General features: G+C 68.2%; 22 protein-coding genes and 1 pseudogene. 7 read left to right on the forward strand and 16 right to left on the reverse strand.

The window, feature by feature from the left end; all coding sequences use genetic code 11:
• Nucleotides 1-70: 70 nt before the first annotated feature.
• Nucleotides 71-238, reverse strand: a complete 168-nt coding sequence (locus ACGFNP_RS22300; RefSeq protein WP_358336057.1) for a hypothetical protein — start codon at nucleotides 236-238, stop codon at nucleotides 71-73.
• Nucleotides 239-530: 292 nt separating this feature from the next.
• A complete protein-coding gene (locus ACGFNP_RS22305) occupies nucleotides 531-983 on the reverse strand; it encodes a hypothetical protein (protein WP_393321438.1) in 453 nt (150 codons plus the stop codon).
• Nucleotides 984-1,422: 439 nt separating this feature from the next.
• Between ACGFNP_RS22305 and ACGFNP_RS22310 the strand changes: the two genes are divergently transcribed.
• Complete coding sequence (locus ACGFNP_RS22310) at nucleotides 1,423-1,884, forward strand: hypothetical protein (protein ID WP_393321441.1); 462 nt, start codon at nucleotides 1,423-1,425, stop codon at nucleotides 1,882-1,884.
• Nucleotides 1,885-1,953: 69 nt separating this feature from the next.
• Here ACGFNP_RS22310 and ACGFNP_RS22315 read toward each other — a convergent pair whose 3' ends face one another.
• The 3 genes from ACGFNP_RS22315 to ACGFNP_RS22325 all read right to left on the reverse strand — a co-directional run bounded on the left by ACGFNP_RS22315 (nucleotide 1,954) and on the right by ACGFNP_RS22325 (nucleotide 3,788).
• On the reverse strand, nucleotides 1,954-2,646 hold the full coding sequence (locus ACGFNP_RS22315) for a hypothetical protein (protein WP_393321444.1): 693 nt from the start codon (nucleotides 2,644-2,646) through the stop codon (nucleotides 1,954-1,956).
• Nucleotides 2,647-2,678: 32 nt separating this feature from the next.
• Nucleotides 2,679-2,945, reverse strand: coding sequence for a hypothetical protein (locus tag ACGFNP_RS22320; RefSeq protein ID WP_393321447.1), 267 nt, complete (start codon nucleotides 2,943-2,945; stop codon nucleotides 2,679-2,681).
• A 288-nt stretch (nucleotides 2,946-3,233) separates the two neighbouring features.
• The gene (locus ACGFNP_RS22325) at nucleotides 3,234-3,788 is read right to left on the reverse strand and encodes a dihydrofolate reductase family protein (protein WP_358336040.1); all 555 of its coding nucleotides are present in this window, start codon (nucleotides 3,786-3,788) and stop codon (nucleotides 3,234-3,236) included.
• Between the two features lie 181 nt (nucleotides 3,789-3,969).
• Between ACGFNP_RS22325 and ACGFNP_RS22330 the strand changes: the two genes are divergently transcribed.
• From ACGFNP_RS22330 to ACGFNP_RS22340, 3 genes and pseudogenes are all read left to right on the forward strand, one after another.
• A complete protein-coding gene (locus ACGFNP_RS22330; protein WP_393321450.1) occupies nucleotides 3,970-4,092 on the forward strand; it encodes a hypothetical protein in 123 nt (40 codons plus the stop codon).
• Between the two features lie 195 nt (nucleotides 4,093-4,287).
• A pseudogene (locus tag ACGFNP_RS22335) lies at nucleotides 4,288-4,386 on the forward strand (hypothetical protein); the annotation flags it as partial.
• A 47-nt stretch (nucleotides 4,387-4,433) separates the two neighbouring features.
• The gene (locus ACGFNP_RS22340) at nucleotides 4,434-7,256 is read left to right on the forward strand and encodes a BTAD domain-containing putative transcriptional regulator (RefSeq protein WP_358336037.1); all 2,823 of its coding nucleotides are present in this window, start codon (nucleotides 4,434-4,436) and stop codon (nucleotides 7,254-7,256) included.
• 16 nt (nucleotides 7,257-7,272) lie between these two features.
• Here ACGFNP_RS22340 and ACGFNP_RS22345 read toward each other — a convergent pair whose 3' ends face one another.
• Together ACGFNP_RS22345 and ACGFNP_RS22350 are read right to left on the reverse strand one after the other, a co-directional pair.
• Nucleotides 7,273-7,827, reverse strand: a complete 555-nt coding sequence (locus tag ACGFNP_RS22345; RefSeq protein WP_358336097.1) for a histidine kinase dimerization/phospho-acceptor domain-containing protein — start codon at nucleotides 7,825-7,827, stop codon at nucleotides 7,273-7,275.
• A gap of 147 nt (nucleotides 7,828-7,974) precedes the next feature.
• Entirely contained in the window at nucleotides 7,975-8,847 is an 873-nt protein-coding gene (locus tag ACGFNP_RS22350; RefSeq protein WP_358336034.1) for a peptidoglycan DD-metalloendopeptidase family protein, read from the reverse strand.
• A gap of 1,163 nt (nucleotides 8,848-10,010) precedes the next feature.
• Here ACGFNP_RS22350 and ACGFNP_RS22355 point away from each other — a divergent pair.
• Nucleotides 10,011-11,324 (forward strand): alginate lyase family protein, encoded by a 1,314-nt coding sequence (locus ACGFNP_RS22355; RefSeq protein WP_393321455.1) that lies wholly within the window; start codon nucleotides 10,011-10,013, stop codon nucleotides 11,322-11,324.
• 514 nt (nucleotides 11,325-11,838) lie between these two features.
• Here ACGFNP_RS22355 and ACGFNP_RS22360 read toward each other — a convergent pair.
• The 5 genes from ACGFNP_RS22360 to ACGFNP_RS22380 form a co-directional block, all read right to left on the reverse strand.
• Entirely contained in the window at nucleotides 11,839-13,830 is a 1,992-nt protein-coding gene (locus ACGFNP_RS22360) for a BTAD domain-containing putative transcriptional regulator (protein WP_393321458.1), read from the reverse strand.
• 502 nt (nucleotides 13,831-14,332) lie between these two features.
• Nucleotides 14,333-15,022: a response regulator transcription factor gene (locus ACGFNP_RS22365; RefSeq protein WP_358336025.1), complete on the reverse strand. Its 690-nt coding sequence runs from the start codon at nucleotides 15,020-15,022 to the stop codon at nucleotides 14,333-14,335.
• On the reverse strand, nucleotides 14,992-16,113 hold the full coding sequence (locus ACGFNP_RS22370; RefSeq protein ID WP_393321462.1) for a hypothetical protein: 1,122 nt from the start codon (nucleotides 16,111-16,113) through the stop codon (nucleotides 14,992-14,994). The genes ACGFNP_RS22365 and ACGFNP_RS22370 overlap by 31 nt, the downstream gene beginning before the upstream one ends.
• A complete protein-coding gene (locus tag ACGFNP_RS22375) occupies nucleotides 16,106-17,233 on the reverse strand; it encodes an ATP-binding protein (RefSeq protein ID WP_358336019.1) in 1,128 nt (375 codons plus the stop codon). The genes ACGFNP_RS22370 and ACGFNP_RS22375 overlap by 8 nt, the downstream gene beginning before the upstream one ends.
• Nucleotides 17,234-17,566: 333 nt before the next feature.
• Nucleotides 17,567-17,800 (reverse strand): hypothetical protein, encoded by a 234-nt coding sequence (locus tag ACGFNP_RS22380; RefSeq protein ID WP_358336016.1) that lies wholly within the window; start codon nucleotides 17,798-17,800, stop codon nucleotides 17,567-17,569.
• A 410-nt stretch (nucleotides 17,801-18,210) separates the two neighbouring features.
• On the opposite strand from ACGFNP_RS22380, the gene ACGFNP_RS22385 reads away from it, so the two are divergent.
• On the forward strand, nucleotides 18,211-18,405 hold the full coding sequence (locus ACGFNP_RS22385; protein ID WP_393321466.1) for a hypothetical protein: 195 nt from the start codon (nucleotides 18,211-18,213) through the stop codon (nucleotides 18,403-18,405).
• A gap of 4 nt (nucleotides 18,406-18,409) precedes the next feature.
• Here ACGFNP_RS22385 and ACGFNP_RS22390 read toward each other — a convergent pair whose 3' ends face one another.
• On the reverse strand, nucleotides 18,410-21,235 hold the full coding sequence (locus ACGFNP_RS22390; protein WP_358336010.1) for a BTAD domain-containing putative transcriptional regulator: 2,826 nt from the start codon (nucleotides 21,233-21,235) through the stop codon (nucleotides 18,410-18,412).
• Nucleotides 21,236-21,969: 734 nt separating this feature from the next.
• On the opposite strand from ACGFNP_RS22390, the gene ACGFNP_RS22395 reads away from it, so the two are divergent.
• The gene (locus tag ACGFNP_RS22395; RefSeq protein ID WP_393321470.1) at nucleotides 21,970-22,923 is read left to right on the forward strand and encodes a recombinase family protein; all 954 of its coding nucleotides are present in this window, start codon (nucleotides 21,970-21,972) and stop codon (nucleotides 22,921-22,923) included.
• Nucleotides 22,924-22,947: 24 nt separating this feature from the next.
• Here the strand turns inward: ACGFNP_RS22395 and mihF are convergent, their stop codons facing one another.
• The 3 genes from mihF to ACGFNP_RS22410 all read right to left on the reverse strand — a co-directional run bounded on the left by mihF (nucleotide 22,948) and on the right by ACGFNP_RS22410 (nucleotide 25,448).
• Complete coding sequence (gene mihF, locus ACGFNP_RS22400; protein ID WP_393321473.1) at nucleotides 22,948-23,259, reverse strand: integration host factor, actinobacterial type; 312 nt, start codon at nucleotides 23,257-23,259, stop codon at nucleotides 22,948-22,950.
• Between the two features lie 222 nt (nucleotides 23,260-23,481).
• The gene (locus ACGFNP_RS22405; RefSeq protein WP_358336002.1) at nucleotides 23,482-24,396 is read right to left on the reverse strand and encodes a hypothetical protein; all 915 of its coding nucleotides are present in this window, start codon (nucleotides 24,394-24,396) and stop codon (nucleotides 23,482-23,484) included.
• Nucleotides 24,393-25,448, reverse strand: a complete 1,056-nt coding sequence (locus tag ACGFNP_RS22410) for a hypothetical protein (protein WP_358335999.1) — start codon at nucleotides 25,446-25,448, stop codon at nucleotides 24,393-24,395. The genes ACGFNP_RS22405 and ACGFNP_RS22410 overlap by 4 nt, the downstream gene beginning before the upstream one ends.
• Nucleotides 25,449-25,569 lie beyond the last annotated feature (121 nt).

Here is a 25,569-nt window from a genome sequence, read left to right on the forward strand (position 1 = left end):
CCAACTCGTTGCTGCGGAGCGCAAGGCACAGCCGGGTGGTGCCGCCGTCAGCGGCACCACCCGGCATGTGTCAACAGCAGTAGATGCCTGCGCAGGTGCCGCAAGCGGTGCCGCTGCCCGAGTTCGTCGGTGATGCGAGCGGCGGAATCTCCAGTTCCAGATCGCCGATCACCAGGTCGAACACTTCATCGGTGGTCTGCTCCGACCAGACCACGGTCTTCTCGTTGACAGCCTGCATGAGTACCCCTTCTCTCGCAGTGGGTGACAACTGCTCCTGCCGAATTACCAGCGGAACGAAAGTCACGCTAGAGACGGGCGGTATGTCGCCGGTATGTCCATAAACGAGTTCACCCGCGCCACCAATATCCCCGTCTACTTCTGTGATGAGCCGGCCAGTCCCTGGCAGTGCGGCTCCAACGAGAACGGTCCAGGGCTCAGCTGGTTCCAGCTATGCGGAGGAGGGTCTGTCCACCTAACTAACTGCTCTGTCTCTCTTTCGGCTCTGTCTCTCTTTCGGTGGTGACGGAGCGTCAGGCCAGGAGGATGCGGTGGCGGAGCGGGGCGAAGCTGGACCTGGCTGTGCCGCCCCGGTAGTCGGTGGCGACCACGTAGTACGTACCCGGCTCGCAGGGCAGTCGCAGGGCGATGCGGCTCTTCCTGGTGGCGCCGCTCTTGACGACTGGATCGGCGCCGGGGACGGCGCGCTTGACCTGGATGCGCAGCAGTGCCGGGCGCACACAGCCACGGCGGGCGGCCGACGTCCGGATCCTGAGCGCGGAGATGTCCGGCCTGAGCACGCTCACGCGGCACTCGTCCGATTCAGGGGTCGACCGGGGAGTCGGCTCCCCGGTCTGTGTCGGCGTCGAGGCCGGTGCGGTCACTTCGGGCACCGCTCCCGCCGCTCCACCTGGCGGCTGGTCGGCGGACGGGGTGCAGGCGGCGAGGCTGGCGACGGCGGCGAGTACCCCCAGGGGTCTGCGCATGGGTTCCTCCGGTGGCGGGAGAGGCTGGTGGTCCCGCATTCTGTCGCCCCGTTACGGACTTGTCGCGCAAAACGGGACATTTCACCCTGTGATTAATGTCAACCAAGCGCCCGAGAGGCCTCCAGGGCGACGCGGCGGCGTCCTGCGTACGAGGTGGTGCAAGACGGCGGTCGCGTTCCACGCCACTCCGCACACCTCATCGACAGGACGGCGAACTCGAAGCGGGCTGACCTGTGGGGCTCAAGAACTCGAATCACGGTAAGTGGCCGCGAGCCTTCAGAGATATCTGGCCGCTCCACCAGGGCTGGGGGGTTCGACCCACGACTTGCTGTGGACATACCACTGCTATACCGCCGGTGTTTAGCATTCTTCGCGGTGCTCTGATCACAGGCGGAGCACCGCGAAGTTCTCGTTAACTGACAGACAAGGATCGAATTTCATGCGGAAGCTCTCCCCCTCGAAGATGCTTGCCACTGTTGTCGGGGTCTCTGCGGCCTTCGCCGTACTGACGCCGGCCACGACCGCCACGGCCTCCACCACCACCGCCTCCTTGAGCCTCTCTTCGGCCGGCTGCAAGGACAAGTGGAGCAAGCTGAACACGAAGGACGGCTTCGTCAGCTACGTCCTGAACCTCTGCAGCAACGGCTACGGCGAGGCGCGCGGGAGCGTGACGGACACCAAGAGCGACGCCTGGACGACCGTGGTCGAGGTCTCCTTCAAGAAGAGCAACGGCAACGAAATTTACGGCGAGTACAAGGAGGCCGGCCGGAACAAGGGCAACAAGAACTTCACATGGTCCACGACCCGCACCAACCTCGACCGGATTACGATCAGGGCCAAGCGCTGCCTCCCGGGCACGATCGTGTGCAACAACACCAAGACCTACACGCTCTACCCCTGATCTGAGGCGTGGCAGTCGGGTCGCCAATGGTTGTCAGTTTCGGCGAGAGATGGCCGAGAGCTTTCGGAGTTATCGGGCCGCGCGTACCTTCGTGCAGCCGAGTCGCCGCCGCAACCGCCGCAGTAAATAGGTCCTGCGGGAGTCGCGCCGCCGCGCCGAGGCGGGCGCCCCCCGGTCGAAGCTGCGCACCAGCAAGCACGCCAGGGCCACCAGCAGCGCCGTGGCCACCGCCTGGTGGGAGAACTGGGCCTCGAGGAAGTAGAACTGCGGGCTCGCGGCGTATAGCAGCACGGCGAGCCCGCCCGCTGTGCCGGAGCCAGCGCCGCGTCGCACCAGCGTGAACAGCGCCATGACCAGCACCGATCGCGCCAGCAGAACCACCAGGATCTGCGCGCCGACCAGCGGCAGCCCGGTCAGCCAGTGCACGCCGGTGGTGGCCAGCTCTAGGCCGGGGTAGAACGACGACACCGCCAGCAGGTCGTTGCCGGCGAAGAACTCGTCCCTCTCGACGAGGTCGAGCAGCGTGCTGAGGTGGAACGACTCCTCGGTGCGGGTGGCCATCAGCGGGTTGCTGAACAACCATGAGAAGTAGAGCAGGTGGGCGAAGGCCAGCGACAGCAGCAGCCGAGCCCGGTCGGAGGCGTGTGACTGCACCATCGTCCACGCTAAGGTGCCGATGATCACGATCAGCCCGCTGGTCCACAACAGCAGCGACCTGGCGGGCGCCTGCTGCCAGCCCTGCACGTAGCCCAGCGCCCGCATCGCCAGCCCGACGGTCGCGGCGGCCAGGGCGATCAGCAGCGGCCGAACGCGGGTGGTGACCTGCCCGGCGGCGGGTGCCTCGTCGGGGGCGTCAGCGTCGCGGTGGCGGTGTGCAAGGCATCGGGGCCGGTCTCGGTGGTCTCGATGGACGGCGCGGAGTCATCGACCGCGCGCCAGCGGTCAAAAGGGGGCCCACCGGCCTCGTCGGATGGTTGCTCGGGGTCGGGGTGGCTCTTGTCGGCGAGGGCCGCGGTGCCCGCCGCTCCCGCGGCGCCCCCGAGGCCGACCGCGCCGAGCACGCGGCTCCAATGTCGACCACCTCGCTGACTGCGGAGCGGGCGGCGGCCTCGTCGACGAGGTTCTTGCCGGAGGCGAACGCGGCGACCAGGGACCGCAGCGCGAGGTTGATCATCACGACCAGTCACGTCGGCATCAACAAAGCGCACAGGTTCGCGCGAACCTGTGCAAGGTGGTGCCGAAGGGTCGCGGGTTCAGTGATGCGGGCGCCACTTCGTTTGGGATCGCGCACGGGCGTACGGCCGCTGGCGCCTCGTGGGTACGCCCGCGCGGGGTCCGCCCCTGGTCGGTCAGGACCGTACATAGCGTCGGAACATGGTTCCGGAGGCGAAGGAACGGTGTTCGACCAGGCGCAGCCGCAGTTCTTTTCCCACGGGCAGGTACGGCTTGCCGCCCCCGACGATCACGGGGAACGCGTATACCCAGAACTCGTCGATCAGGTCCAGCAGGGAGGTGGCCAGCTCGGGGCCGCCGAGCTGGAGGGTGCCGTCGATCTCCTGCTTGAGGCGCGTCACCACGGACACGGCGTCCTTGCGACGGACGATCGTCACTCCTGCGGGGACGGTCTGGAGGGTGTCGGAGAAGACGTACCGCGGCGTCTCCTTGTAGAACTGGGCGAACTCCCGCTCGACGGCCGGGGCGCCTTCCTTGCCGAGGTCCTGCGTCCAGGGCTTTTCCATCGCCTCATACAGCCGCCGCCCGAACAGGAACGCCGCGGTCCGGCGCACATGGTCGTTCGCCGCCTGGCGAAAGTCCTCGGCCGGGTCCATGAAGTCCATGCCACCGTCGGGATCCTCGATGTAGCCGTCGATCGAGGTGTTCATCCAGTAGATGACCTTGCCCATGAAACTCCTCCTTGGTCGTAGCGGTCGTCCAGAGTGGAGACCCGATGGAGCGCCGGAACTCATCGCAGGCAGGGCGCCAAACTGTGCTTTTCCGGATGGACCAGGGCCGTAGGGGTGCCGGACGGCCAGGCCGCTCAGTACCGATTCCAGGCCGAAGGCGAAGCGGCCTTCCAGGATGTCGGTGTCGTCGTGGCCGCTCGCCGTCGCCCAGGGTCCAGATGTGGTCGGCGGTCAGCTCCAGAACCCCCGGCCAGCCGGGGGCGAGAGCACTCCCGCCGTCACCGACGGGCAGGAGCGGATGTAGCTCGAGCAGCCGTTCCTTGGCCAGGGTGTAGTCACCGCTCTGGACCGCCGCCTGCACCTCCGTACGCCCGTATGCCAGCCGTGGCTGAACCGTCCACCTCCCATCGCTCCACACATCGAAGAAAGCCGCGTCCGAAGCGGCCCGCGCACCTGACACCAGGAGGGAAGCGACAAGGATGAGTACGGTACAGCGAAGAGTCACGACACGGCGACAGCGTGCCAACACGCGGTATGTTCCGGATGTATTCGTCATCTGCCGCTCAGGAGATCGCGGAAGAGGCCCTCCAGCGGGTAACGGTCATGACCGATTAAACTCTGGTCCTGCCTACGGAGGGCTGTGCGATGGGACTGGGGATCAAGATCTTGGGGCCGTGGGAGCTGACGGCAGGCGGCGACGTGCTGCCGCTGACCGGCAGCCGGCGGATCGGCCTGCTGGCGCGGCTGGCGTTGAGCGCCGGCTGGGTGGTCACCACTGACCAGCTCCTCACCGATGTGTGGGGGGAGAGCCGGGCGGCGACGGCGCCGAAGCAGCTCCACATCGTGGTGTCGAAGCTTCGCGAGTTCCTTGCGCCCTGGGCGCTCGACGAGGTCATCGTAACCGCGCCGGGTGGATATTGCCTGGACGTGCCACCTGAACACGTCGATGCTCACCTGTTCATGCGGCTGGTGCGCGAAGCGCGCGCCGGCCGGGCCAGGGGAGAGATCGTTACGGCGGACAGGTCGTTCCGGCAGGCTCTGGCCCTGTGGCGGGGAGAGGCCCTGGCGGGCATGTCGGCGGAGTGGGCCCAGATCGAGGCCACCCGCCTGACGGAGGAACGTCTCACCGCTCTGGAGGATCACGTCGATCTGCGGATGGAGGCGGGCGATCACCACGCGGTGATACCGGATCTGAGCGTCCGCATCGAGGCGCACCCGCTGCGGGAGAGGCCGCATGCGCAGCTGATGCTGGCGCTGTATCGCGCTGGACGGTCGTCGGAAGCGCTCGCGGTCTACCAGGAGACTCGCCGCGTCATGATCCAGGAGCTCGGCATCGAGCCGGGTACCGTGCTGCGCCGGCTCCAGCAGGCGGTGCTCGCTCGCGACCCCGTCCTCGATCTGACCGCTCCGGTGCAGGACGCCACGCTCGGCGACGCCGTCGCCCCGACCGAGCTGCCCGCCGACACCCGCGCCTTCACCGCCCGCGATGTCGAGCTCGCTTGGCTCGACAAAGCGCTCACCGACTCGGGGGCCGGCACGCCGGCGATCGTCGCCATCGGCGGTCCCGGCGGGATCGGCAAATCCGCGCTGGCCGTACACCTGGCGCACGCCGTCGCCGACCGCTACACCGACGGCGTTCTCTACATCGACCTGCACGGCGCCACCGAGGGCCTCCGGCCTCTGTCGCCGATCGAGGCGCTCGGCCAGCTTTTGCGCTCGCTCGGCCTGGACGGCTCTGCCGTACCGACCACGGTCGACGAGGCCGCGGCCCGCTACCGATCCCTCACGTCGGCACGGAACGTGCTGATCATCCTCGACAACGCCCTCGACACCCGCCAGGTCCGCCCGCTCATTCCCGCCGGGTCGGGGTGTGCGGTCGTCATCACGAGCCGGCAGGTTCTCACCTCGGTCGACGGGGCGAGCCATCTGAACCTGCCCGGGCTCGACCCGTCCGACTCCACCGCGCTGCTGGCCCGGATCGCCGGTCCCGGCCGGGTGCACGCCGAGGCGGAGGCCGCAGGGCGGATCATCCGGCTCTGCGGGGGTCTGCCCCTCGCCCTCCGCATCGCGGCGGCACGTCTGGCCGCCCGCCCCGACTGGACGCTGTCCTACCTCGCCGACAGGCTCGCCGACGCCACCCGCCGCCTGGACACGCTGGAGTATGCCGACCTGGCCGTCCGCGCCGGCATCGCCGTCAGCCTCCATCACCTCAAGGAGGAGCCCGCCGGCCAGGACGCCGCCCACCTGTTCGCCCTGCTCGGCCTCCTCGACACGCCCACCCACACCCCAGCAGCCACCGCCGCTCTCGCTGATCGGCCCGAGCGCACGGTGGAGGCCGCGCTGGACCGCCTCCTGGATGCCCGGCTGCTCGAATCGGCGGGGCTGGGCCGCTACCGGATGCACGACCTCGTCCGCCTCTACGCCCGCGAACAAGCGGACGACATCGTCCAGGAGAGCGATCGGGTGGCCGTCACCCGCCGCGCGTTGCACCACTACCTCGCCACAGCCAGGACGGCCAGCCTTCTGCTCAACCCCACCCCCCACGTCAGAAACCTTCGCGCCGACCAGCCGGGCCTTCGCCTGGACACACCGCAGGAGGCGATCGACTGGATCGAGCTGGAGCGCGACAACCTCATCGCCGTCGCCCGGCAGGCCGCCACCCGCACCGACGATCCCGGCACGGTTGAAGGCCTCGCCACCAGTCTCAACGGACCCTTCAGCCACAGAGGCTGGGTCGCTGATCTGGCCGAGATCCATCACCGCGCCCTGCACGTGGCCGTCCAGACTGGTGACTGGGCGGGCCAAGCCCGCAGGCACAACCAGTTGGGCTGCATCCACAAGAACCAAGGTCGCTTCGAGCCTGCGGTCGAGCAGTTCGAGCGTGCCCTCGTGTGCTGGGATCGAGCAGGTCTGCCCCTGCGTAAGGCGGGCACCCTCCACAACCTCGGCACGACCTACGGCAAGCTGGGGCGGTTCGACGACGCGCTTGCCACCCAGGACGAGGCGACAGCGACAGCGACAGCGAGCGGCCTGCGCCACTCCCAAGCGTTCATACTCAACGGCCGGGCCGCGGTGCTGATCAGAATGGGCCGGCTGGACGACGCGATCGACGCGGGCCGAAAAAGCCTGGAGATCTGGGCGGAGTTCGACAATCCCCACGGCGAGGGAGCGACGACCGACACGCTGGCCAATGCCTACCGACGCGCCGGCAGACTCGTCGAGGCCGAGGCCGGATACAGGAGGGCGGCCTACCTCAACCACAAGGCCGGTCACCGCGCGGTGGAGGCCATTTCCCTGTGGGGACTCGGCGACACCCTGCACGATCTCGGACGGCAGGAAGAGGCACGGAAGTACTGGCACCAGTCAGCTCGGATTCTGTGTGACGTCCATCTCCTCACCGAGGAGGAGCTGGAGGTCCTGCTCGCCCAGGACCTCCCTCAGCCTCCCGACCCCGTCAAGCACTTCTAGCGTGGGAGCGCGTTGATCAGATCGGTGATCGCCCTGTAGACGACCTGCTCGGAGAGGAACCTGCTCTTCGACTTGTCCATGTAATCGCGTGTGGGCTGAACCGGAACCACGACATACGGTGGCCGGCCACGCTGTGGCGAGCGTGAGGGCTGCATCTGTGCGGCGTCTCCTGGACCAGCGCCTCCAATGCCAGGGGTTTGTGCTGCAGAGTGAACGCGGTTGCGTCGGCGGAGGCGAGGGTTTCCAGGTCGGCGATGAGCCGGCCGAGCCGCAAGGTCTCTTCGTGTAGTGAGGCGATGGTCTGGGTGGTCGGTTCGGCGATCTGGTCCTGGATGGCCTCGATCTGGCTGCGCAGGATTGCGAGCGGGGTGCGTAGTTCGTGGGCAACATCGGCGGCGAACAGGCGGCGCAGCTCGTCTCCCTTCTCCACCCTGTCGGCCATGGCGTTGAACGCCCTGGCCAGGCGGCCGATCTCGTCCCGGGAGGCGACGGTCGCGCGTCGGCCACGGTGACCCGCCGCTAGGGCTGGCCCGGACTCGTCAACTGCTAGCGCGCCCCCTCTTCGCGCCAGCTCTCGATCAGGGTCCGATACCCCCGGCTTCCGACAGGGGCATCGTCACGCTCATGCGAGGGCGCGCCGTCTTGGGATGGAAGAACGCAAAACCTGCGCCACACCGTGCTAGGCAGCAGATTGTCCTCCAGCACCCTCGCACCCAGACTAGAAGGAGGGGGCCCAGCCGGGGCCGATGGCGTTGGCGGCGCCGAAGGTGTTGCTGCCTTTGCCGTTCCAGACGTAGAGGGTGCCGTCATTGGTGGCGGCGATGTCGCTGTGGCCGTCGTTGTTGACGTCGCCGAGAGACATCAGGGTGTCGTCGTAGGGTCCCCATCCGGGCCCGACTTCGATGGCGCCGGTGAAGGTGTTGGATCCCTTGCCGTTCCAGATGTTCAGCGTTCCGGTGGCGGCCGAGAAGATGTCGCCGACGCCATCAGCGTCGAAATCCGCGCCGGACAGAGCTGAAGAGCAGCCGTTACGGCTTTCGACGTTGCGCCATTCGCCACCGGGGGCGGGGCCGTACGCCTTGCCGTCGAACCTGGCCGTGACCCACTCGGCGCCCTCGAAGCCCCAGGAGGCGGAGCCGTCGCCGTCGGCGTCGTAGCCCTGCTCGTAGTGCAGGTGCGGAGTTCCGTTGGACGTCGGACCGGTGTGACCGACCCTGCCGATGGTCTGTCCCCGCGTGACCCTGGTGCCGACGTCCACAGCACGGGACTGCAGGTGGATGTAGGTGGTGAAGTGCCCGCCACCGTGGTCGATCTGGATCATGTTGCCGGCCTTGCTGTGGTACTCGGACCGGTTCACCGTGCCGGCGGCCGGGGCGACCAGCAGCGAGCCCTCGGTTTCCGATTGCGGCTCGCGGACCATGTCCAGGGCAGGGGCGTGCGTGGAGTCGTAGGTGTTCAGCCGCCACTTCTGCCCGCAGGGAAGGGCAGCTGGAAGTCCGGTGCGGCTGCGGCAGGGGCGGAGGTGGCCATCAGGCCGCCTGCCGCGACCGTGACCACCACGGCCATGCTCGCGAGGCGACTGGTGAGACATAATCTCTTCTTCATGTGGTCCCTTTCTCAGGAGGGTCCTGACGTGGGGCGCCGATTCGTATTCGGGCATGCCTGTCACCGGAGGAGCCGGAGACGGTGACTCAGCGTCGGTGAAATGGACTCTTCCTGCGGTGGGTGTTCGCGCGGGAATGCTCGGGATCGGCACCGGGTGCGAGCGTAAGTTGCGACGGTATGTACGTGGTATGTCGCGGCCACTTGCAGTGGCAGCCGATGGGCATCGACGGGGCCGGAGCGACCCATGACCTGCTGGAAGATCTACAAGGGCTGAACACCACCCGGCGGACGGTTCGGTACTTGGTCGGCTGGAAGATGCCGAGGCCGACGAGATCGCGATCGCCCGGCTACCCGCCTTGGCCTGGAGCGCGTCGATCGGCCAGGACGGCACCGTCCAGGACGAGTGCGATGTCGCGGAGCTGACCGGTCTGTCCACCCGGGGCGGATGGCCCGAGCGGCAGCGGCTGCTCATGCGCCGCAGCCATGGGAGGTTTTTGGTTTTCGGTCAGACCAATGCGAATAAGGCTTTCGTCATGTAGGTCGCCACTGGCCCGACGATCGCTTTCGGCCGGCGACCGCACGCGCGATTCTCTATGTCTGGCCAGCCCTCACATATACCCGCTCCCCCCGCGGACGTCTTGAGGTTAAGCGGCGTGGTGGTATTCGCTGATCATGCCTGCGACGACGGATCTTCAGCAGATGGATCGCAGGTCGTTGAGGTAGCCGTCCATTCTGAGGAGTAGGTCAAGCTGGAGCGCCCAGAGGCGAAGCCGAGGACGAACGAGCCGTGGGAGGGCGGGTTCGATCCCCGTCACCCGCTCTCAACGCGAAAGACCAGGTCGAAGTGGAATCCGAGACCTGGGCTTTGATCTTGCTAAGGCCCTGTGTTCGCTGTCGTGCCAGAACAATTGTTCTTGCCTACCTAGCCAACCGGCTCCAGCACTCCCGCTTCGCCGTTGATCCCCCTGTCAGGACCAGCATGCCCGCCTCGCCCTCGTCACCGTCTGGCCGAAATCCTGAACCCGCGAGGTGCCCAGCCGTGGGTCCGGTATGCGGCGGGTATATCGGGCCTATGTTCACGGCATGAACGCCTTGACTGGCTGAGCCGGCGGCTGACGGAATGGGCGTCCTCGTCTTGGAAGGAAGCCCGTGCGTCTCGCTCGTCCTCTTGCCGCCACCATGCTCGTGGTCGCCGCCTTATCCGTCCCGCAGCCTGCACAGGCTGCCGTGTTCAAGCATCCTGGCGTCCTGGTCAGCCGCGCTCAGCTCGACTTCGTCAGAGCCAACCTCGGCAACGAGCCGTGGAAGTCTGCCTGGAACGCCCTGCAAGGCAGTTCCTATGCCTCGCTGTCCTATACGGCCAAGCCCCGCGCCGTCGTGGAGTGCGGCCCGTCGTCGAATCCCGACAACGGCTGCTCGGACGAACGCAAGGACGCCATGGCGGCCTACACGCATGCCCTGCGGTGGTACCTCACCAAGAACTCCCGCTACGCGAAGAAGGCGATCCAGATCATGGACGCCTGGTCAGCCGTGATCACTAAACACACCGGGAGCAACGCGCCGCTGCAGACCGGCTGGGCGGGCGCCAGCTTCTCCCGCGCCGCCGAGCTCATCAAGCACACCTACACCGGCTGGACTCAGGCCGGCCGGTTCGCCGGCAAGCTGCGCACCGTGTATCTCCCGACCGTGATCGCCGGAAGCCCCAACCACAACGGCAACTGGGAACTGATCATGACGGATGCCGCCATCGGTATCGCCGTGCACCTGGACGACCGTGCCTCCTTCGACCGAGCGGTCACAACCTGGCGCGGCAGGCTGCCCGCCTACATCTACCTCGCGACGGACGGCTCGCTGCCCAAGGCACCACCGGGCAGCACGTACAACACCAAAGCCGAGATCATCGACTACTGGCACGGGCAGACCAAGTTCGTAGACGGCCTGACCCAGGAGACCTGCCGCGACTTCTGGCACACCGGATGGGGCCTCGCCGCCATCTCCCACGTCGCGGAGACGGCCAGCCACCAGGGCGTGGACCTGTACGCCACGGCCAAGCACCGGCTGCGATACGCGATGGACTTCCACGCTCGACTGCAACTGGGCGGGACGGCGCCGTCCTGGCTGTGCGGCGGAAAGGTCACCAAGGACCTCGGGGACCACTTCGAGGTCGGCTACAACGCGCTGCACCAACGTCTCGGATACGACGACATTCCCTACGCCAAGCAGTGGGTCGAGCAGAACCGCCCCGCCGGGGTGTCCCACTTCCTGGGCTGGGAGACCCTCACCCACGCGCAGAACCCGCACTACGCCGAAATGGGTGCATCGGCCACGTCGGACTTCAATGCCGACGGCGTGGGCGACCTCTTCTCCGCCGCCACCGGAACGCTGACCATCTGGAACGGCGAAGGCGGCAACAAGTTCGGCCCCGCCACCGCGATCGGCTCCGGCTGGACACCGTACTTCTGAGGGCCTCCGGCCCGGATGAGGAGCACAGCGCGATCCCACACCGCCTTGCGGCGGCGCGCCGCGCCGCCATACCCAACGAACACGCCGACCGCTGGCCTGTCGCCGCATCAGCAAGAGCCATGGGCGCACGAACGATCAAGGCTGAGAGCGGTCCTGTAGGGCCGTGTACATGGCCCTACGCTGAGGCGAGGAAACCATCTGTTAGGCGTTCGTGGCCTTGTGAGCCTCCCCAATGTGGGGCTTGATCGTAGACGAGAACAGCCACAGACCGGAGTGCCCTCAGGCCGGATGGTCTTCATCGCGTGTCCGGAGGGAACTGCGGAGACTCTGGGACGCTTTGGCGTTCTGACGCTGGCCGGCACGGAGGTCTCCTCCCATCTGAACCCCGGGAGCCTCAGGATGAGACGGCGACCGCGGTGCGGATGAAGGCGGTGAGGTCGGCTCGGGCGGTGGTGGCGCCCACCTTGTCGGTGGCGCCGATGGAGATGGGGGCGGCCGGTGGCGAGCTGGTCGGTCAGCCGGGTCGGGCGCACCGAAGTGCAGTGCAGGTCGCTGGTCGTGAGGAGTTCCTCCATGCGGGCCATGTCGGCGTATGTGCGCCACATGACGCGCTAAAGCAGGCGCGCGGCGAGAGGTGTGCCGGAACCGGCGTTGGCGGGTGATGGAACGCGCGGCGGGTGGCGGTGATGCGCACAGGTTCAGGCATGTGATGGGCGGCCTGCTCGCGGGCATAGAGGCGGATCAGGTCGTGCATCCGGTAGCGGCCGGGCCCGGCGGATTCGATAAGGCGGACGTCCAAGAGACGGTTGAGCGCGGCTTCCGCGCGGTATTCCGGCCAGTCGGTGAGAGCGGACGCGGCAGCCGCCGTGTGGGTGGAGGTTTCCAGGAGGCCGAGCAAGAAGAATGCGTGGGCGGCGTCGTGACCTGCAGGCTCATTTGGAAGGTGCTGGAGGCTGACCGCGATGCTGTCCCGCATCGACAGGTCGGCGTGTTGGAGGGCATCGAGGCGGCGGCCTGGGTTGGCGAGCTGATCGGCCAGATGGGACAGCTTGCGCTCGGGGCGAGCAGCCAGGCGTGCCGCCGAGATGCGGAGCGCGAGGGGAAGGCCGCTACATTGCCGTACGATCTGGCGTGCCGCTTCCGGCTCGGCACAGACTCGGCCGGGATCCGCGAGGCGGGCGAACAGCGCGGCCGCGTCGGCGTGGTCGAGCCCAGTCAGGTGCAGATGGCTCGGCATATCGAGTGAAGCCATGATCTGGCGGCTGGTAATGATGACCGCGCACGCGGGCCCGGTGGGAATGAGAGGCCGGACCTGGCTCGCGTCGAACGCGTCGTCGAGGATGACCAGCAGGTTGCGCGTCGAGGTAAGGGAGCGGTATCGGGCGACGGCCTCGTCCAGGGTGGGCGGTATGGCGGCGCCGTCGAGCCCGAGTGAGCGCAGCAGCCGGCTCAGAGCCTCGACCGGCGACAGCGGCTGGAGCCCGGCGGTGGCGGCGCGCAGATCGACGTAGAGAACGCCGTCAGCGAAGTGATCGGCGATGGCGTGCGCGGCGTGGACGGCCAGCGCGGATTTGCCGATCCCGCCGGGGCCATGTATCGCAGCGACGGCTGGCGATCCGCGCCCGGTGTCGGTGAGCGTCTTGTGCAGCCAGGCGATTTCGGTGGCGCGCGCGGTGAACGTCCGGGTGCCGGCGGGGAGTTCGGCCGGGATGACGGGCTCGGTGAGCGTGGTTCGCTGCGCCGGGGAGGTGAGGTCGAGTGCGGGATCTCGCCGGAGCACCGCCTGCTGCAGCCGACGCAACACCGCTCCTGGTTCGATGCCCAGCTCATCGACCATGACGCGGCGAGTCTCCTGGTACACCGCGAGGGCTTCGGACGATCGGGAGGCCCGGTACAGCGCCAGCATCAGCTGGGCGCGAGGGCGTTCCCGCAGCGGGTGGGCCTCGGCGTGGGCCATGAGCGCCGGTACCACCGCGTGATGATCACCGGCCGCCAGACGGAGGTTGATATGGTCTTCCAGTGCGGTCAGGTGCTCCTCTTGCAGGCGGGCGGACTCGACCTGGGCCCATGAGGCGGTCATGTCTGGCAGCGCGTTACCCCGCCACAGAGCCAGAGCCCGCTGGAACAGTGCGTCCGCCCTCGCGATCTCGCCCTGGGCCCATGCGGCACGTGCCTGGTGGGCCAGGAGCGTGAACAGGTGGGCGTCGATGCGCTCGCACGCGAGATTCAGCTGGTAGCCGCCGGAGACGGTCGTGATGATGTCGTCGTCTTGGTGCGGTGAGAGTAAGCTGCGCAGCTTCGACACTACGATGTGCAGTTGTTTGTTTGCCGTCGTCGCTGTGCTCTGGCCCCATACTTGGGTAAGGAGTTCCTCCGCGGGGACCGGCTGCCCAGCGCTCAGTGCCAGCCTGGTCAAGACCCCAACCCGCCGTTCACCGGTTACCTTCACCGGCTCACCGTTCGCTGTGGCCTCCCATGGCCCCAGGAATTTGATCTCCAGTCCCATCAGGGCTCTCCCTGTCTTCTTGGATAGCCGACATGAAGGGAAGGACACATCTGCTGGTAGGTGCAGGACAGCCGGCTCGTGCCGACGGCTCTCCTGCCCGGTGACTCGACGCAGGGCGCGAAAGCCTCAAGCGCCACGCCTCGATCCCGACGATCGTGCTGTCCACCGCGGCTGGATGGACGGCTCCGGCTGGAACGGCGTCATCGCCCGGCGGTGGCGCTGTCTCTCATCAACGCCACCGCCGACCCCCCGTCGAGGTGCCGGTGCCCGTCTCCGCGTTCGACATCGACCAGAACTAGTCGATCACTTCGCACACGAATCCTCACCTGTGCGAGCAACCGTGAACGCGCCCGTCGCGAAGATCAACGGCAAGGCAGGAACCTTCCCCCATTACTTTCACATCCATCCCCGCTGCCCCGTCGCAGAGGGTATCCGCGCGGCTGCGCCGCGACTGATCATTACTCTACGAAGGCACAGGGCGGGCCGGTGTCCGGTGAACGCCCTACATCGGGGTCACCGTTTGGTTGAGCTCGGCGAGCGTGATGAGTCCGTCATCGAGGGCCCTGCCGACGAGTTCGCTCTTGGTACGGGCGGCCCGTCCCACGTTGGCGTACTTCACCCGCACCCGCGCGATATAGGTGTCAACGGTCTTGACAGTAATGTTGAGCTTCGCGGCGACGAGTTCCTTGGACGAGGACACGAACCACGCCCGCAGCACCTCGGTTTCGCGCTGGGACAGGCGCGGCCGGCCGGGGTCGTCATCGGCGATGAGCGCCCCGGACAGCGACGGAGGGGTGTAGGGCTCGCCCAGCGCGGCCGCCCGGATGGCGGGTACCAGGTGGTCAGGTCCCTCACGCTTGGTCAGGTAGGCGAGCGCGCCGAGGTCTACGCATTTGATCGCGGTCGCATCGTCGGTGTGCTGGGAATACACGATCACGCGCCTGTCGCTGTCGACCAGCCTGCGAAGCTCGCCGAAGTCCGGTCTGCGCGGCACCAACTCCAAATCGAAGATCACCACGTCGGCGACGGCACCGGGTCCGGTCCATATATCAGCGAGCCGGTCCCCGGCATCGATGAGATTGATCGGCGGCACGGCTTCGGAGCACCAAGAGCGCACGCCTGCGGCGATGGCCGCATGATCATCTATGATCACCGCAGTGATCAGCTCGTCCGCTGCCGAATCGGCTGCCATCGGGCCTCCATCCAGACCATATCGTCGGTGTTCAACGCTTCGACCCGTACGCCGGGTGTCACCGGGCTCGGCACGTTCACCTCACCGCAGTTCGCGACCACGCTGACCGATACCAGGTCCGCACTCCCCACGACGGTGACCCGTGCCCGGGAGGCGGCGGTGGCGAGCACGATGAGCACCGCCTCGGTCAGATCGCGCCGAACGGCCACGGGCGGCGTCGGCCACTGGCCGCGTGCGTCCAGTTCCACCACGACGCCCTTGCGGTCCGCCACGTCGATACAGTGGCGCAGCTCGTGCAACAGGGGATTCGCGACAGTGTCGCCCTCGGCGAACAGCCTCCGCATCCGGGCCGCCTCGATGGCGCACCGCCGCTGGACCACCGGGTCCTCGGGGCGGAGCGAGCCGTCCGCAAGCCCCTCCAGCAGCGGGACCGTGGTCGCCGACAGCTCGGCGAACCGCTGCTGCCTGCGGCGGTGGGACTCCGCGGCGACGGCCTCGGCGACACGCACCTGCTCGATCTCCCTGCGGGAGGCCGCCGCCGCCGCGCTGAGACCGCGCAGGACGGCCGCCACCACGGCCAAACACAGAGGGAAGCCGATCACGGTCACCGAGCCGGTGGCGAGCCGAGCCAGTGCCTGCCGGCTGGGGTCATCGAGCAGGACCAGGTTGAGCAGGGCAGCGAGCTCATGGGCCAGCAGGAACGACGCTGCGGTCCGCAGCGGACGGTCGAGCAGCACGACGATGCCCACCCAGTTGGCAGCACCGAAAATCCAATCCACGGTGGTCGATGTGCGCCCTTCCGGCAGGGTCGCATACGACAGAGCAGACGCACCGAGCACAATGGCGATGGCGGGCCCGCGCAGCCGGCTCCACGAACGCCCTCGAACGAGCAGCGTGGCCTCACCGGCGAGCACTGCTCCCAGTGCCGCGAAGGCGGCCAGCTGCGTGAGTGGTGACTCATGGGTGTCCAAGTGGTGCAGCAAGTTGGCCAGTCCGAGCCCGAACACGATCGCCGTGGCAACGAGCAGCGCCGCGATCCGCAGGCCGTGCCTCAGCTGCGCGCGCGTCACCTCTTCGAGGGTGTCACTCATGGCCGCCATGCCATTCCAGCCGTACGAGGGTGCCTTCGCCTTCGGCGGAGGTGATCGTGGCCGTGCCGCCGAGGCGGCTCATCCTGCCGCGCACGGACTCGCGTATGCCGCGGCGGGTGGCCAGCACGTCCGTCGGCGAAAATCCCTTCCCCTGGTCGGCGATGTCGAGTCGCAGCGTCCGCGCGTCCCCGCGCAGCCGGACGGTCGCGCGCGTCGTGCCCGCGTGGCGGCGTACGTTGGTGAGGGTTTCCCGCGCCGCGTCGGCGATCGCCCTGGCGACGTCGAACGGAAGCCGCAGCTGCGCAGGGGCGTCGAACTCCACGGTCAGATGCGTGGCATCGAGGTCGGCGCGCAGCAGATCGACGAGGTCGGCGTGCTGCGGTGCCCGCTCGTTGTCGGAGCGCAGCCTGTCCAGATCGCGGCGTGCCTGCGGTGCCAGCCAGTCCGCGTCCGAACGCACCTGCCCGATGCCGACCATCAGCAGGGTCGTCGCCGCCGTGTCGTGTAATGCGTTGGCGAGCTCGCGTTCCTCGGCACGAACTGCCGCGGCCACCAGCGACTCGCCGCGCGCCCGCACGGCCTCGGCCGCCATTCGGTCGGCCCGTTTCGCGGCGCGCTGGACGAGCGCCCAAGCCGCTCTGGACAGCGCGGCCGCCGGCACCATCCACACTGTCCCTCCGATCAGGCTCGCGTCCACGTCCGCCGCTCCCGCCGCGGTGAGGAGGACCGCCGCCCCGCCCCCGGCCGCCAGCGCCGCCGCGCCGCCCGCCAAGGGCGCAGTGTGCCACTGGCACGTCACACAGGCGAAGGTGACGAGGAGCCGCAGCCACCCGGTGTTCGTGTCCTCAACGGCGCCGGTCCAGAAGACGCTCGCGAACAGCCCCAGCAGGACGACCACGTCCAGAGCCACCGGCAGGCTTCTCCGGCCCGCGCGCAGCCACCACGCGTATCCGCAGGTCCAGGCGGCCGCGACGCCGACCACGTACGCGGTACTCGTCAAGTGCTCGGGAGGGGCGCGGAACAGGGCGATCCCGCAGATCGGAACCAGCGTCGCCAGACGCACTGCGGCCGCATACCGGCGGCCGAAGCGCACCAGCAGCCGCGCCGCTTCCCCAGCCACCCGTCACCTCCCAACTCACCCGCTCGCGACCTCGTTGTGACGCAGCCTAACGAGTCGCCCTGTCCATCCAAGAATGTCGGTGATTGCCGCGACCGACGCTGAGCCGAAGGGAGAAGTCCTCGGAGCTTCAGCCGTGATCATGTGACTGGCTCTTCGAGCCGGATCAGATCGATGCGACGTCGAGGGTGCCCTGGTAGGTCCGCTCACGTCTGTTGAAGCGGGTGGCCACGGCAGGTGCTGGCGAAGCTTGTTGACGCAGCGCTCGACGGTGTTGTGCTCCTTGTATCGATTCCACCTCGTGGTGATGGCTCAAGCCGAAGGTCGGATCGTCGATCAGGAACCGCCAGGTGCCGTCGGGCTCTTGGCTTCGCGCCGGTACACCAGCTCGAAGGACTCCCGGTACTTCTTGGTGCCGTCCACGCCGAGGGTGACCAACGCAGGGTCGAGGTCGGCGACGATGCCGTGCACGGTCCAGAAGCCCGGCACCGGCCAGCCGCGTGCCTTGGCGACGCTCTCGGCCTGCCGGTGGATCGTTGCCGCGCTGGGGCGAGGCTTTGCGCAGGGCAAGCCCCTCGACGAACGCCACCAGCTCGTCCGGGAAGCGGCGTAGGCCCTTGTCGCTGCGGCTGGCACGAGCCAAGCCGTCCAGGCCGGCGCGCCGGTAGCCGGCCAGCCACCGCTGCAAGGTCCGGTAGGAGGGGCCACCCTCGCCCTGGTCGGCCGCCAACCGTGCCAGCGGCACCTCCTCGTGCAGGTGCGGCGCGAGTATCTCGTACCGGCTCATGGCCAGGGCGCGCCCCGCCAATGTCGCGGTCCGGCCGCCGGGGCTCGCGTTGTTCGGCCTGGCTTGTGCGTGTCCTTCACTCGCAGTGCTCACCCCGTTATCGTCCGTCCCCACGATGACCGCCCACCACACCCGCGGGCGCCACGGTTGCGGCAACCTCGCGCAAAGCGGGGGAAGTCGCAGGCTGGCCTAGATGATCGCCAGCCAGCAAGCCATGGGTTCGGACGGATCGACCGGCAGCCGCACCTATGCCTCCTTACCTTCATCGTCGTCCTCGACCATGGTGTCGAGCGGCGGCGGATCGGCGTGGTCGGCGGGCTGGTTCGTCGCGGGTGCTCATGCGGTCGCGAGCAGGGTACGCACCAACGTGGGACACGCACCGGAATGAAGGGTCAGAGCATGTTCTTGATCGGCTGGGGTGTTTCCGGCACGGGCTGGGCGAGGATCTCGGTCGCCTCCCCTGGCGTGAGCAGGCGGGCGTCGCGCAGGAGGCGGACGGAGCCCTCCCACTGTTTCCGTGCTTCGCCGTGCCGTTCGAGGTCGTGCAGCGCGATGCCGAACCACCAGCGTGACCTGGCTTCCTTCAGGTGGTATCCCGACTCGCGGAACCGCCGCGCGGCCGTCGTGTAGCTGTCCACCGCCTCGGTCAGCCGACCGGCATGGAGGTAGATGTCGCCCAGCGAGTCGTGTGCCGAGCCCGCACCGGCGAGCGGGTCCGTCTTCGGCCACAGCTCCACCAACTGGCGTGCTTCGGCGATCGCCTCGTCAAAGCGCCCCTGCCGGTAGTAGACATGCACCCGGTTGTTGCGGAGCACGGCCGGGGCCCCAGGGCGTTCGGCGTCGTCGTTGAGCGTCAGAGCCGACTCCAGGTAAGCGAGCGCGTCGTCGAGACGGCCCACGATCGTGTGGATGACACCGAGGTTGCTGAGGGCTCCCACCTTCCTTCGGGGCAGTTCCGCGCGATCCCAGTCGGTGAGAGCCGTCTTCAGTTGCGCGATCGCGGCGTCGTAGCGGCCCTGGTCCCGGTAGACCCAACCCAGGAAGCTGCGGAGCTGGGCCTTGTCCTCCCATGCCGCGATGCGATCGGCCACCTCGATGGCGTGCGCGTAGATGTCAGCCAGTTGCGTGTGCCAGCCCTGGTAGCAGAAAGGCCAGTGGAGTCCGATGGCCAGGCCGATGGCGGTCGCCGGGTCGGGGCCGGCCAAAGCCTGCTGCGCGGCGGCGAGCAGGTTGTCCCGCTCATCCTGGACCCATCGTCTCGCCTCGGCCGGTTCCTTGAAGGTGATGTCGGGCAACTCGACGGGGCATCGCACTACGGGATCCTTGTTGAGGAGGGTGCTCGCCATCCAGAGGGTGGTCAGGTAGTGGTGGAGCGCGCGCCGGACGGCGGCGGTGCGTTCCTCCTCCGGCAGGTCCTGGTGTGCCCGTTCGCGGGCATATAGACCGACCAGGTCGTGGAACTGGTAGCGGTCGGGCCCGGCGGCCTCGAGGAGGCGGGCGTCCTGCAGGCGTTCCAGGGCGGCTTCGGCGCGGTGGTGGGGCCAGCTGGTCAGGGTGGCGGTGACGGCGGGGGTGTGCGTGGGCAGGCCGAGCAGGCCGAGCAGGGGCAGCAGGTGGGCGGCGTCACGGCCGGCGGGTTCTTCTCGGAGGTGGTGGTGGCTGACCGCGATGCTGGCGCGGACGGCCAGGTCGGCGTACTCCAGCACGTCCAGACGGCGGGTGGCGTCGGCCAGCCGTCCTTCCAGGTCGGACAGGGTCCAGTCGGGGCGGGCCGCCAGGCGGGCGCCGACGATCCGCAGGGCGAGGGGGAAGCCGCCGCACAGCTGGACAACCCGCTCGGCCGCGTGCGGTTCGGCGCGGACTCGGTCGGGTCCGGCCAGGCGGGACAATAGCGCGGCGGCGTCGGCGGCGTTCAGGGTGCCCAGGTGGAGGTGGCGGGCGTTGTCCAGGGTGGCCAGGGGGTCCCGGCAGGTGATCAGGACCCGGCAGCCGGGGCCGGCGGGGATGAGCGGGCGGATCTGGTGGACATCGCGGGCGTTGTCCAGGATGACCAGCAGGTTGCAGGTCGCGGTCAGGGAGCGGTAGCGGGCGGCGGCCTCGCCCAGGTCGGCGGGGACGGCGGCGCCGTCCAGGCCGAGGGAGCGCAGCAGGTGGCGCAGGGCTTGGGCCGGCGTCAGTGGGTCGAGTCCGGCGGTGGATCCGTGCAAGTTGAGGTAGATGACGCCGTCGGTGAACCGGGCGGCCATGGCGTGGGCGACGTGAACGGCCAGGGCGGATTTACCGATGCCGCCGGGTCCGTCGATCACGGTGATGGCAGGCCCGTGGGTGGGGCTGTCGGCTGGGCCGAGTGCGGTGCGCAGGCGGTGGATCTCGGTGGCGCGGGCGGTGAAGGCGTGGGTGTCGGCGGGCAGTTCGGCCGGGATGTACGGCTCGCTGAGAGTGACCTGTTGGGCCGGGGTGGTCAGGTCGAGGACGGGGTCCTTGACCAGGACGGCCTGGTGCAGGCGGCGTAGTTCGGCGCCGGGTTCGAGGCCGAGTTCGGAGACCATGATCCGGCGGGTGTCCTGGTAAACGGCGAGCGCTTCGGATGGGCGGCCGGCACGGTGCAGGGCGAGCATGAGTTGGGCGGCGGGGCGTTCGCGTAGTGGGTGGGCCCGCACGTGTACGGCCAGGTCGGCGGCCAGCGCGTGGTGGTCGCCAGCGGCGAGGCGGAGATCGGCGTGGTCTTCCAGGACGGTGCGGTGTTCTTCTTCCAGGCGGGTGGCTTCGATTCGTGCCCAGGGGTCGGTCAGTCCGGCCAGTGGTTCGCCTCGCCACAACTGCAGGACTGTGCGGAACAGGGCGTCCGCGGCGGCCCTGCCCCCTTGCGCCTGGGCGGTGCGGGCGCGTTTGGCCAGGCGGGTGAACAGGTGGGCGTCGATGTGGTCGGGTTCGAGCGCGAGCCGATAGCCGCCGGGCATGGTCTGGATGATCTCTTCGGTGGTGTGGGGTCCGAGGGTTTCGCGGAGTTTGGAGATCACGATGTGGAGTTGTTTGGCCACGGTCGCCGCGGAGCTCTGTCCCCAAATGTCGGTGAGGATCCGCTCGGCGTGTACGACCTGCCCGGCGTCCAGGGCGAGTCTGGCCAGCACGCCGATTCGTCGTTGCCCGGCGAGCCGGACCGGCTCGTCAGCGGCCAGGACCTGCCACGGGCCGAGGAATCTGATCTCCAGCGCCATGCGGAGCGCTCCCATCCTTCAGCGGAGTCGGCATTGTAACGAGATGATCGGGCTCGTTCACGGCGATGACGGATGGAACGCCGTCTTCACGCGAATTTCGGCGTCTTAGTTCACATATGTATGTCTAGACGTGCAGGCTTACATGTGACTTGCAGGCTACCGATCACCAGGAGAGACCAGAGGCCGGACTGCCCCATGGCATCCGTACCGGCTGGTCAGGAGAATCATCGACCCGATGTCGCCAACGAGTAGCAGGGCAGTTACTACAGTTTCGCCGTACGCGGCCCGCTCCACCGGGGCGGCCGGATGAGACCACTTGAACGCGCCGTGCGAGCTAGTCCCGCACCCGGCGCGTTCACCCGCAGCCAAGCAGTCCGGCACCTGCGCGCCACTGAAGACTGCCAGCCGCCGGCAGGCAACCCCTCGGACCCGCTCTCATAAACGGTCTATTGTCAGAGAAGATCGCCAGACGGCCCGAGGGTGCCGGTTTTGATCGCCGGAGGGGGCTGATCTCTTCTCAGAACTCGTTCTCATGCAAGGCGGCAGATCTTCGCATTTTGGGAAATGTTTGTGAGAGCCTCTGGGGCATGGCTCAGGCCCCGGAACCCCGCGAACCCGCCCATCTGTCCGCTATCGCCGATGAACACACCCGTGACGCTGATGAGGTCGAGCGTCACCCGTGTCCGCGATGCGCGGTAGCGCCGAATTCGCCGTGCCGGTCGCGTTCGGGCGCGGTGGCCGGCACCTACCACACCGGCCGGTTCACCAAGGTGGTCCGGCTGGCGAAGCTGTTGCGGGTGATCACCCCGGCCGACCGGAACCCGGGCCAGCCCTGGCGGCCGGGCACACCACCGCCCGCGCCGCTCAGTGGGCCGTCAGCGGACATCCGGATCGGCTACGCCCGCTGCTCCGCGCTCACCCAGGAACTGCAGTCGCAACTGGACGCGCTGGCCGCGCACGGGATCGGTCGCGAGAAAATCTTCTCCGAGAAGATCTCGACCCGGGTGAAGGTGCGCCCGCAGTTCGAGGCGGCGCTCGCGCTGGCCCGGCAGATCAAGGCGCACGCCCCGCACTGCCGGGTCATCCTGACGGTGTATGAGATGAAGCGGCTGGGCCGCGACGCCGCCGAGCTGACCGCGCTGGCCGACCACCTGACCGCGCATGGCCTGGTCCTGGAGATGCTTGCCGGGCCGCTGGCCGGGATCTACGACCCGTCCGGGCCGGGCCGGATGCTGTTCGGCTTCTTCGCCGCGATGGCCGAGACCGAACGCGAAGCCATCCGCGAGTCCACCCTGGAAGGACTCGATGCCGCCGCCCGCAACGGCAACCACGGCGGCCGGCCCCCGGTCATCACCGACGACATGCTGCACACCGTGCTGCGCCGCCGCGCCACCGGCGAGACGGTGGAATCCATCCGAGGTGACCTGATCATCCCCACCGGTAAGCGCAAGGGCCGCAACCCCAGCGCGGCCAGCATCTACCGCGCACTCGCCGAACACGCCAAGCAGCAGGCCTACCCCGAAGCCGTCGAGGCGGCCCACGCCGACTTCGCCCTCCTGCAAGGCGAAGACATCCCCCGACCCCGCCCGGCCCGCATCCGACGCCCGGGCCAGGCGCTGACGGCGCAGGAGGCCGAACTTCGCCATCGCCTGCAGAGCCAACCTCACCCGAACGCGGAGCTCCGATAGCTCGCACGATCAGTCTCGGCGCTGTCATCTGATCAAAGCCCGCAAGAGTCGCTCGCGCTGCTGGTCGTTCAGCGCGCCAACACGCTGTTTCTCCTGCACCCCGGAGGTGGCCAACAACGCCGCGACCCGGGCCGGCCCATACCTGGGAACGGCCCGCAGGACCGGAGCCACCCGTGTCCTGCCCACCAGATCTTGCCCGCTTCGCTCGAACACCTCCGCCACACTCACCGCGCCGGACGCCACCTCCGCCAACAGCGCACGACGCGCCGTACGCGCCTGGGCCGCCTTCGCCAACGCCTTCGCACGCTGCTCCGCCGTCATCGCCGACAGGGCCATCAGGCACCTCTCCTGTAGAGATATCGGCTGGCCAGTGGCTCCCGCCAGAGATCACGACGGGACCGCCGCCGATCATCATCCCGCACAGCGTCAACAGATGTGACACTAAACCCGGTTCGCCGTTCCACTCCTACTGGCAGGCCAGCCCATCGTGGTGTTGCCCGCGTACTGATGGCTCCAAGAGAGGAATCGAGACAGCCACTCACCGGTCTTGAAATCAGCTCACGGTGGCGGCAGGCGATCCAGGACCCGGGCGACGTCGGCTCTCGTGCCGTTACCGACCTTCAGCACGAGGTTGCTCACCCGGACCCACATGATGTCCTTCTTGAGGAACGCCTCATCCCCGAGGCTCTTCACAGGCTTGAACGGCTTGCTTCTGTAATGGGCCATCATCTCCTTGGCCACGGCGATCCCGCTTTTGCCCTGCCACGGCGGCGCGAGCCGTACCTGGACGATCACACCGCCGTCGTTGCACACGGTCGCCGACACGGGGACGCCGTCCTCGAGCAGTGCGCACGCGTACGGCGCCGCGGCGAACCGCCCGTCCGACGGGTTGACGGCGGGCGCGGGCCGATCCATGGCCTGCGCCACCCACAGCGCCGCCTTCCTCGCGTTGTCACGTTGCCGCGGGTCGGCCTGCAGGGCCTCATCCTGTACGGCCCTGCCGTACTGAATGGTGATCACCGCGTTGCTGAGCCGGTAGACCAGGAGCGTGGATCTTGACGTCTCAAGGGTGACCGCCTCATCACCCACCCCCGAAACAGCGGATGCCTTCCCCTTGACATAAAACCTCCCGAACGCGGGGCGGGATTCGGTCTGCTCCTTCAGATACGTGCCCGCCGCCGCGACGTCGGTGGCCAGGTGGACGACGAGCGTGAGCGTGTAGTGCGAGTTCGCCGGCGCAAGATGACGTGGGGTCGACCAGGTGCACTCCGTTTTGTCGTACCTCTGCTCGGCCAGCGGGACCAACCGCTCCACCCCCTCAGCGGTGAGCAGAGAGCACGGATCCGGCGTCCGGGTATACCTGCCGGGTCCCGCCTGCGGCGTGCTGGACGCCTGCATGGGCCTGGCGGGCGCCGGATCCGCCGAGCAGGCGGCGGTGAGCAGCACGAGAACGGCCGCGAGGATCCTGATCATGGCAGAGCCGCCACGATCCACCGGGCGGCCTGCTCGGCGCGGGCCCGGGGCGTCGCCGTGACGAGACCGATCAGGTTGGTCTTCCTGAAGACCACCGCAGACTTGGAGGCGAACGCCTCGTCCCCGATGTCGCCGATGTCCGCGGCGGTCGACTCCTGTGTCCTCCATCCGGCGAACATCTCCTTCGCCTGAGCGATGCCATCGCCCGCCGGACCCCTCTGGGGTGCCGAGAACTGCACTGTCAACAGCGGATCCGCGAACATCAGCCCCCACTCGCAGCGGTCGGGTTGGTAGCCGGTCGCTTTCATGTCTCCGGCTTTCAGTTGCTTGATCTGTGCCGGAGTGAGCATGGCGCACGCAATCGGCGTCTCCGCGTAGGTGCCGGGTGTTGTCGCGGGCGTCTGCTCCGGCGGGCTCATCCGGCCGAGCGTGGCGGCCATGCGACTGCTCACCGACACCGCTCCCTGACGCAGACGCTCGGCGCTCACGCGGCCGTCGATCCCGGTGTAGGCGACCTCCAGCAGGAGGTTGCCGGCGCGGAAGACGACGTAGACGCGCTCCGGCCGCTTCGTGCGGGGGGTGAGGTAATCGACCTCGTGGGCCTCATCGCCCACGCCCTGCACCGCACGCGCCGCCGTCGTGGTCACGCCGCGCCGCCTGTCGCCGGTCACCCCGATGTCGGGCTCCTGCCAGATGGTCAGCCGGGACGGGCGGAGGTCGTCGGCCAGGCGCTTCCGATAGGCCTCGTGCGCCTGCGCGGAGGTGCGGTCCCACGGCTCCACGTCCTTACCAATTGTGTGGAGCTCGTGCAGTGCCTCGGAGGTGTAGTCCAGCGTCTTCCCGTTCGCACTGACCGATTTGACCGTCAGGCCCACACTTCGGCTCGTCCAGGCGCAGTCGAGCCCGTCATGCCTCGCCTTTGCATCTGGCACGAGCCGCTTGACCAAGGCTTCGTCGACCGCCGCACACAAGTCCATCGGCACGGGGAATCTCGGCTGGACCGCCGCGGATAGCGGGTTGAGCCAGAGGAACACAGCGATGATCGCGCGCATGGCGCGAAATGTAGCGCCAGCCGGTATGTTCCGGGTATATCCGTTCCGATAAGAGCCGGTCCGGCTGCGCGCCGCCCGCGTCTTCTAGGGTGGCCGTAAAATCGTGGCATGAGCCCCAAAA

Origin of the sequence: Nonomuraea sp. NPDC049269 (assembly GCF_043197155.1) — a bacterium.
In the GTDB taxonomy this organism is placed as follows: Bacteria; Actinomycetota; Actinomycetes; order Streptosporangiales; family Streptosporangiaceae; genus Nonomuraea.

Coding starts and splice junctions, on each gene's coding strand:
- ACGFNP_RS22305 (WP_393321438.1), bottom strand. CDS start 983: ATGCGCAGACCCCTGGGGGTACTCGCCGCCGTCGCCAGCCTCGCCGCC.
- ACGFNP_RS22315 (WP_393321444.1), bottom strand. CDS start 2,646: ATGCGGGCGCTGGGCTACGTGCAGGGCTGGCAGCAGGCGCCCGCCAGG.
- ACGFNP_RS22350 (WP_358336034.1), bottom strand. CDS start 8,847: ATGTCTCACCAGTCGCCTCGCGAGCATGGCCGTGGTGGTCACGGTCGC.
- ACGFNP_RS22390 (WP_358336010.1), bottom strand. CDS start 21,235: ATGGCGCTGGAGATCAGATTCCTCGGCCCGTGGCAGGTCCTGGCCGCT.
- ACGFNP_RS22325 (WP_358336040.1), bottom strand. CDS start 3,788: ATGGGCAAGGTCATCTACTGGATGAACACCTCGATCGACGGCTACATC.
- ACGFNP_RS22405 (WP_358336002.1), bottom strand. CDS start 24,396: ATGATCAGGATCCTCGCGGCCGTTCTCGTGCTGCTCACCGCCGCCTGC.
- ACGFNP_RS22310 (WP_393321441.1), top strand. CDS start 1,423: ATGCGGAAGCTCTCCCCCTCGAAGATGCTTGCCACTGTTGTCGGGGTC.
- ACGFNP_RS22410 (WP_358335999.1), bottom strand. CDS start 25,448: ATGCGCGCGATCATCGCTGTGTTCCTCTGGCTCAACCCGCTATCCGCG.
- ACGFNP_RS22360 (WP_393321458.1), bottom strand. CDS start 13,830: ATGGGACTGGAGATCAAATTCCTGGGGCCATGGGAGGCCACAGCGAAC.
- mihF (WP_393321473.1), bottom strand. CDS start 23,259: ATGGCCCTGTCGGCGATGACGGCGGAGCAGCGTGCGAAGGCGTTGGCG.
- ACGFNP_RS22365 (WP_358336025.1), bottom strand. CDS start 15,022: ATGGCAGCCGATTCGGCAGCGGACGAGCTGATCACTGCGGTGATCATA.
- ACGFNP_RS22300 (WP_358336057.1), bottom strand. CDS start 238: ATGCAGGCTGTCAACGAGAAGACCGTGGTCTGGTCGGAGCAGACCACC.
- ACGFNP_RS22370 (WP_393321462.1), bottom strand. CDS start 16,113: ATGAGTGACACCCTCGAAGAGGTGACGCGCGCGCAGCTGAGGCACGGC.
- ACGFNP_RS22340 (WP_358336037.1), top strand. CDS start 4,434: ATGGGACTGGGGATCAAGATCTTGGGGCCGTGGGAGCTGACGGCAGGC.
- ACGFNP_RS22385 (WP_393321466.1), top strand. CDS start 18,211: ATGATCGCCAGCCAGCAAGCCATGGGTTCGGACGGATCGACCGGCAGC.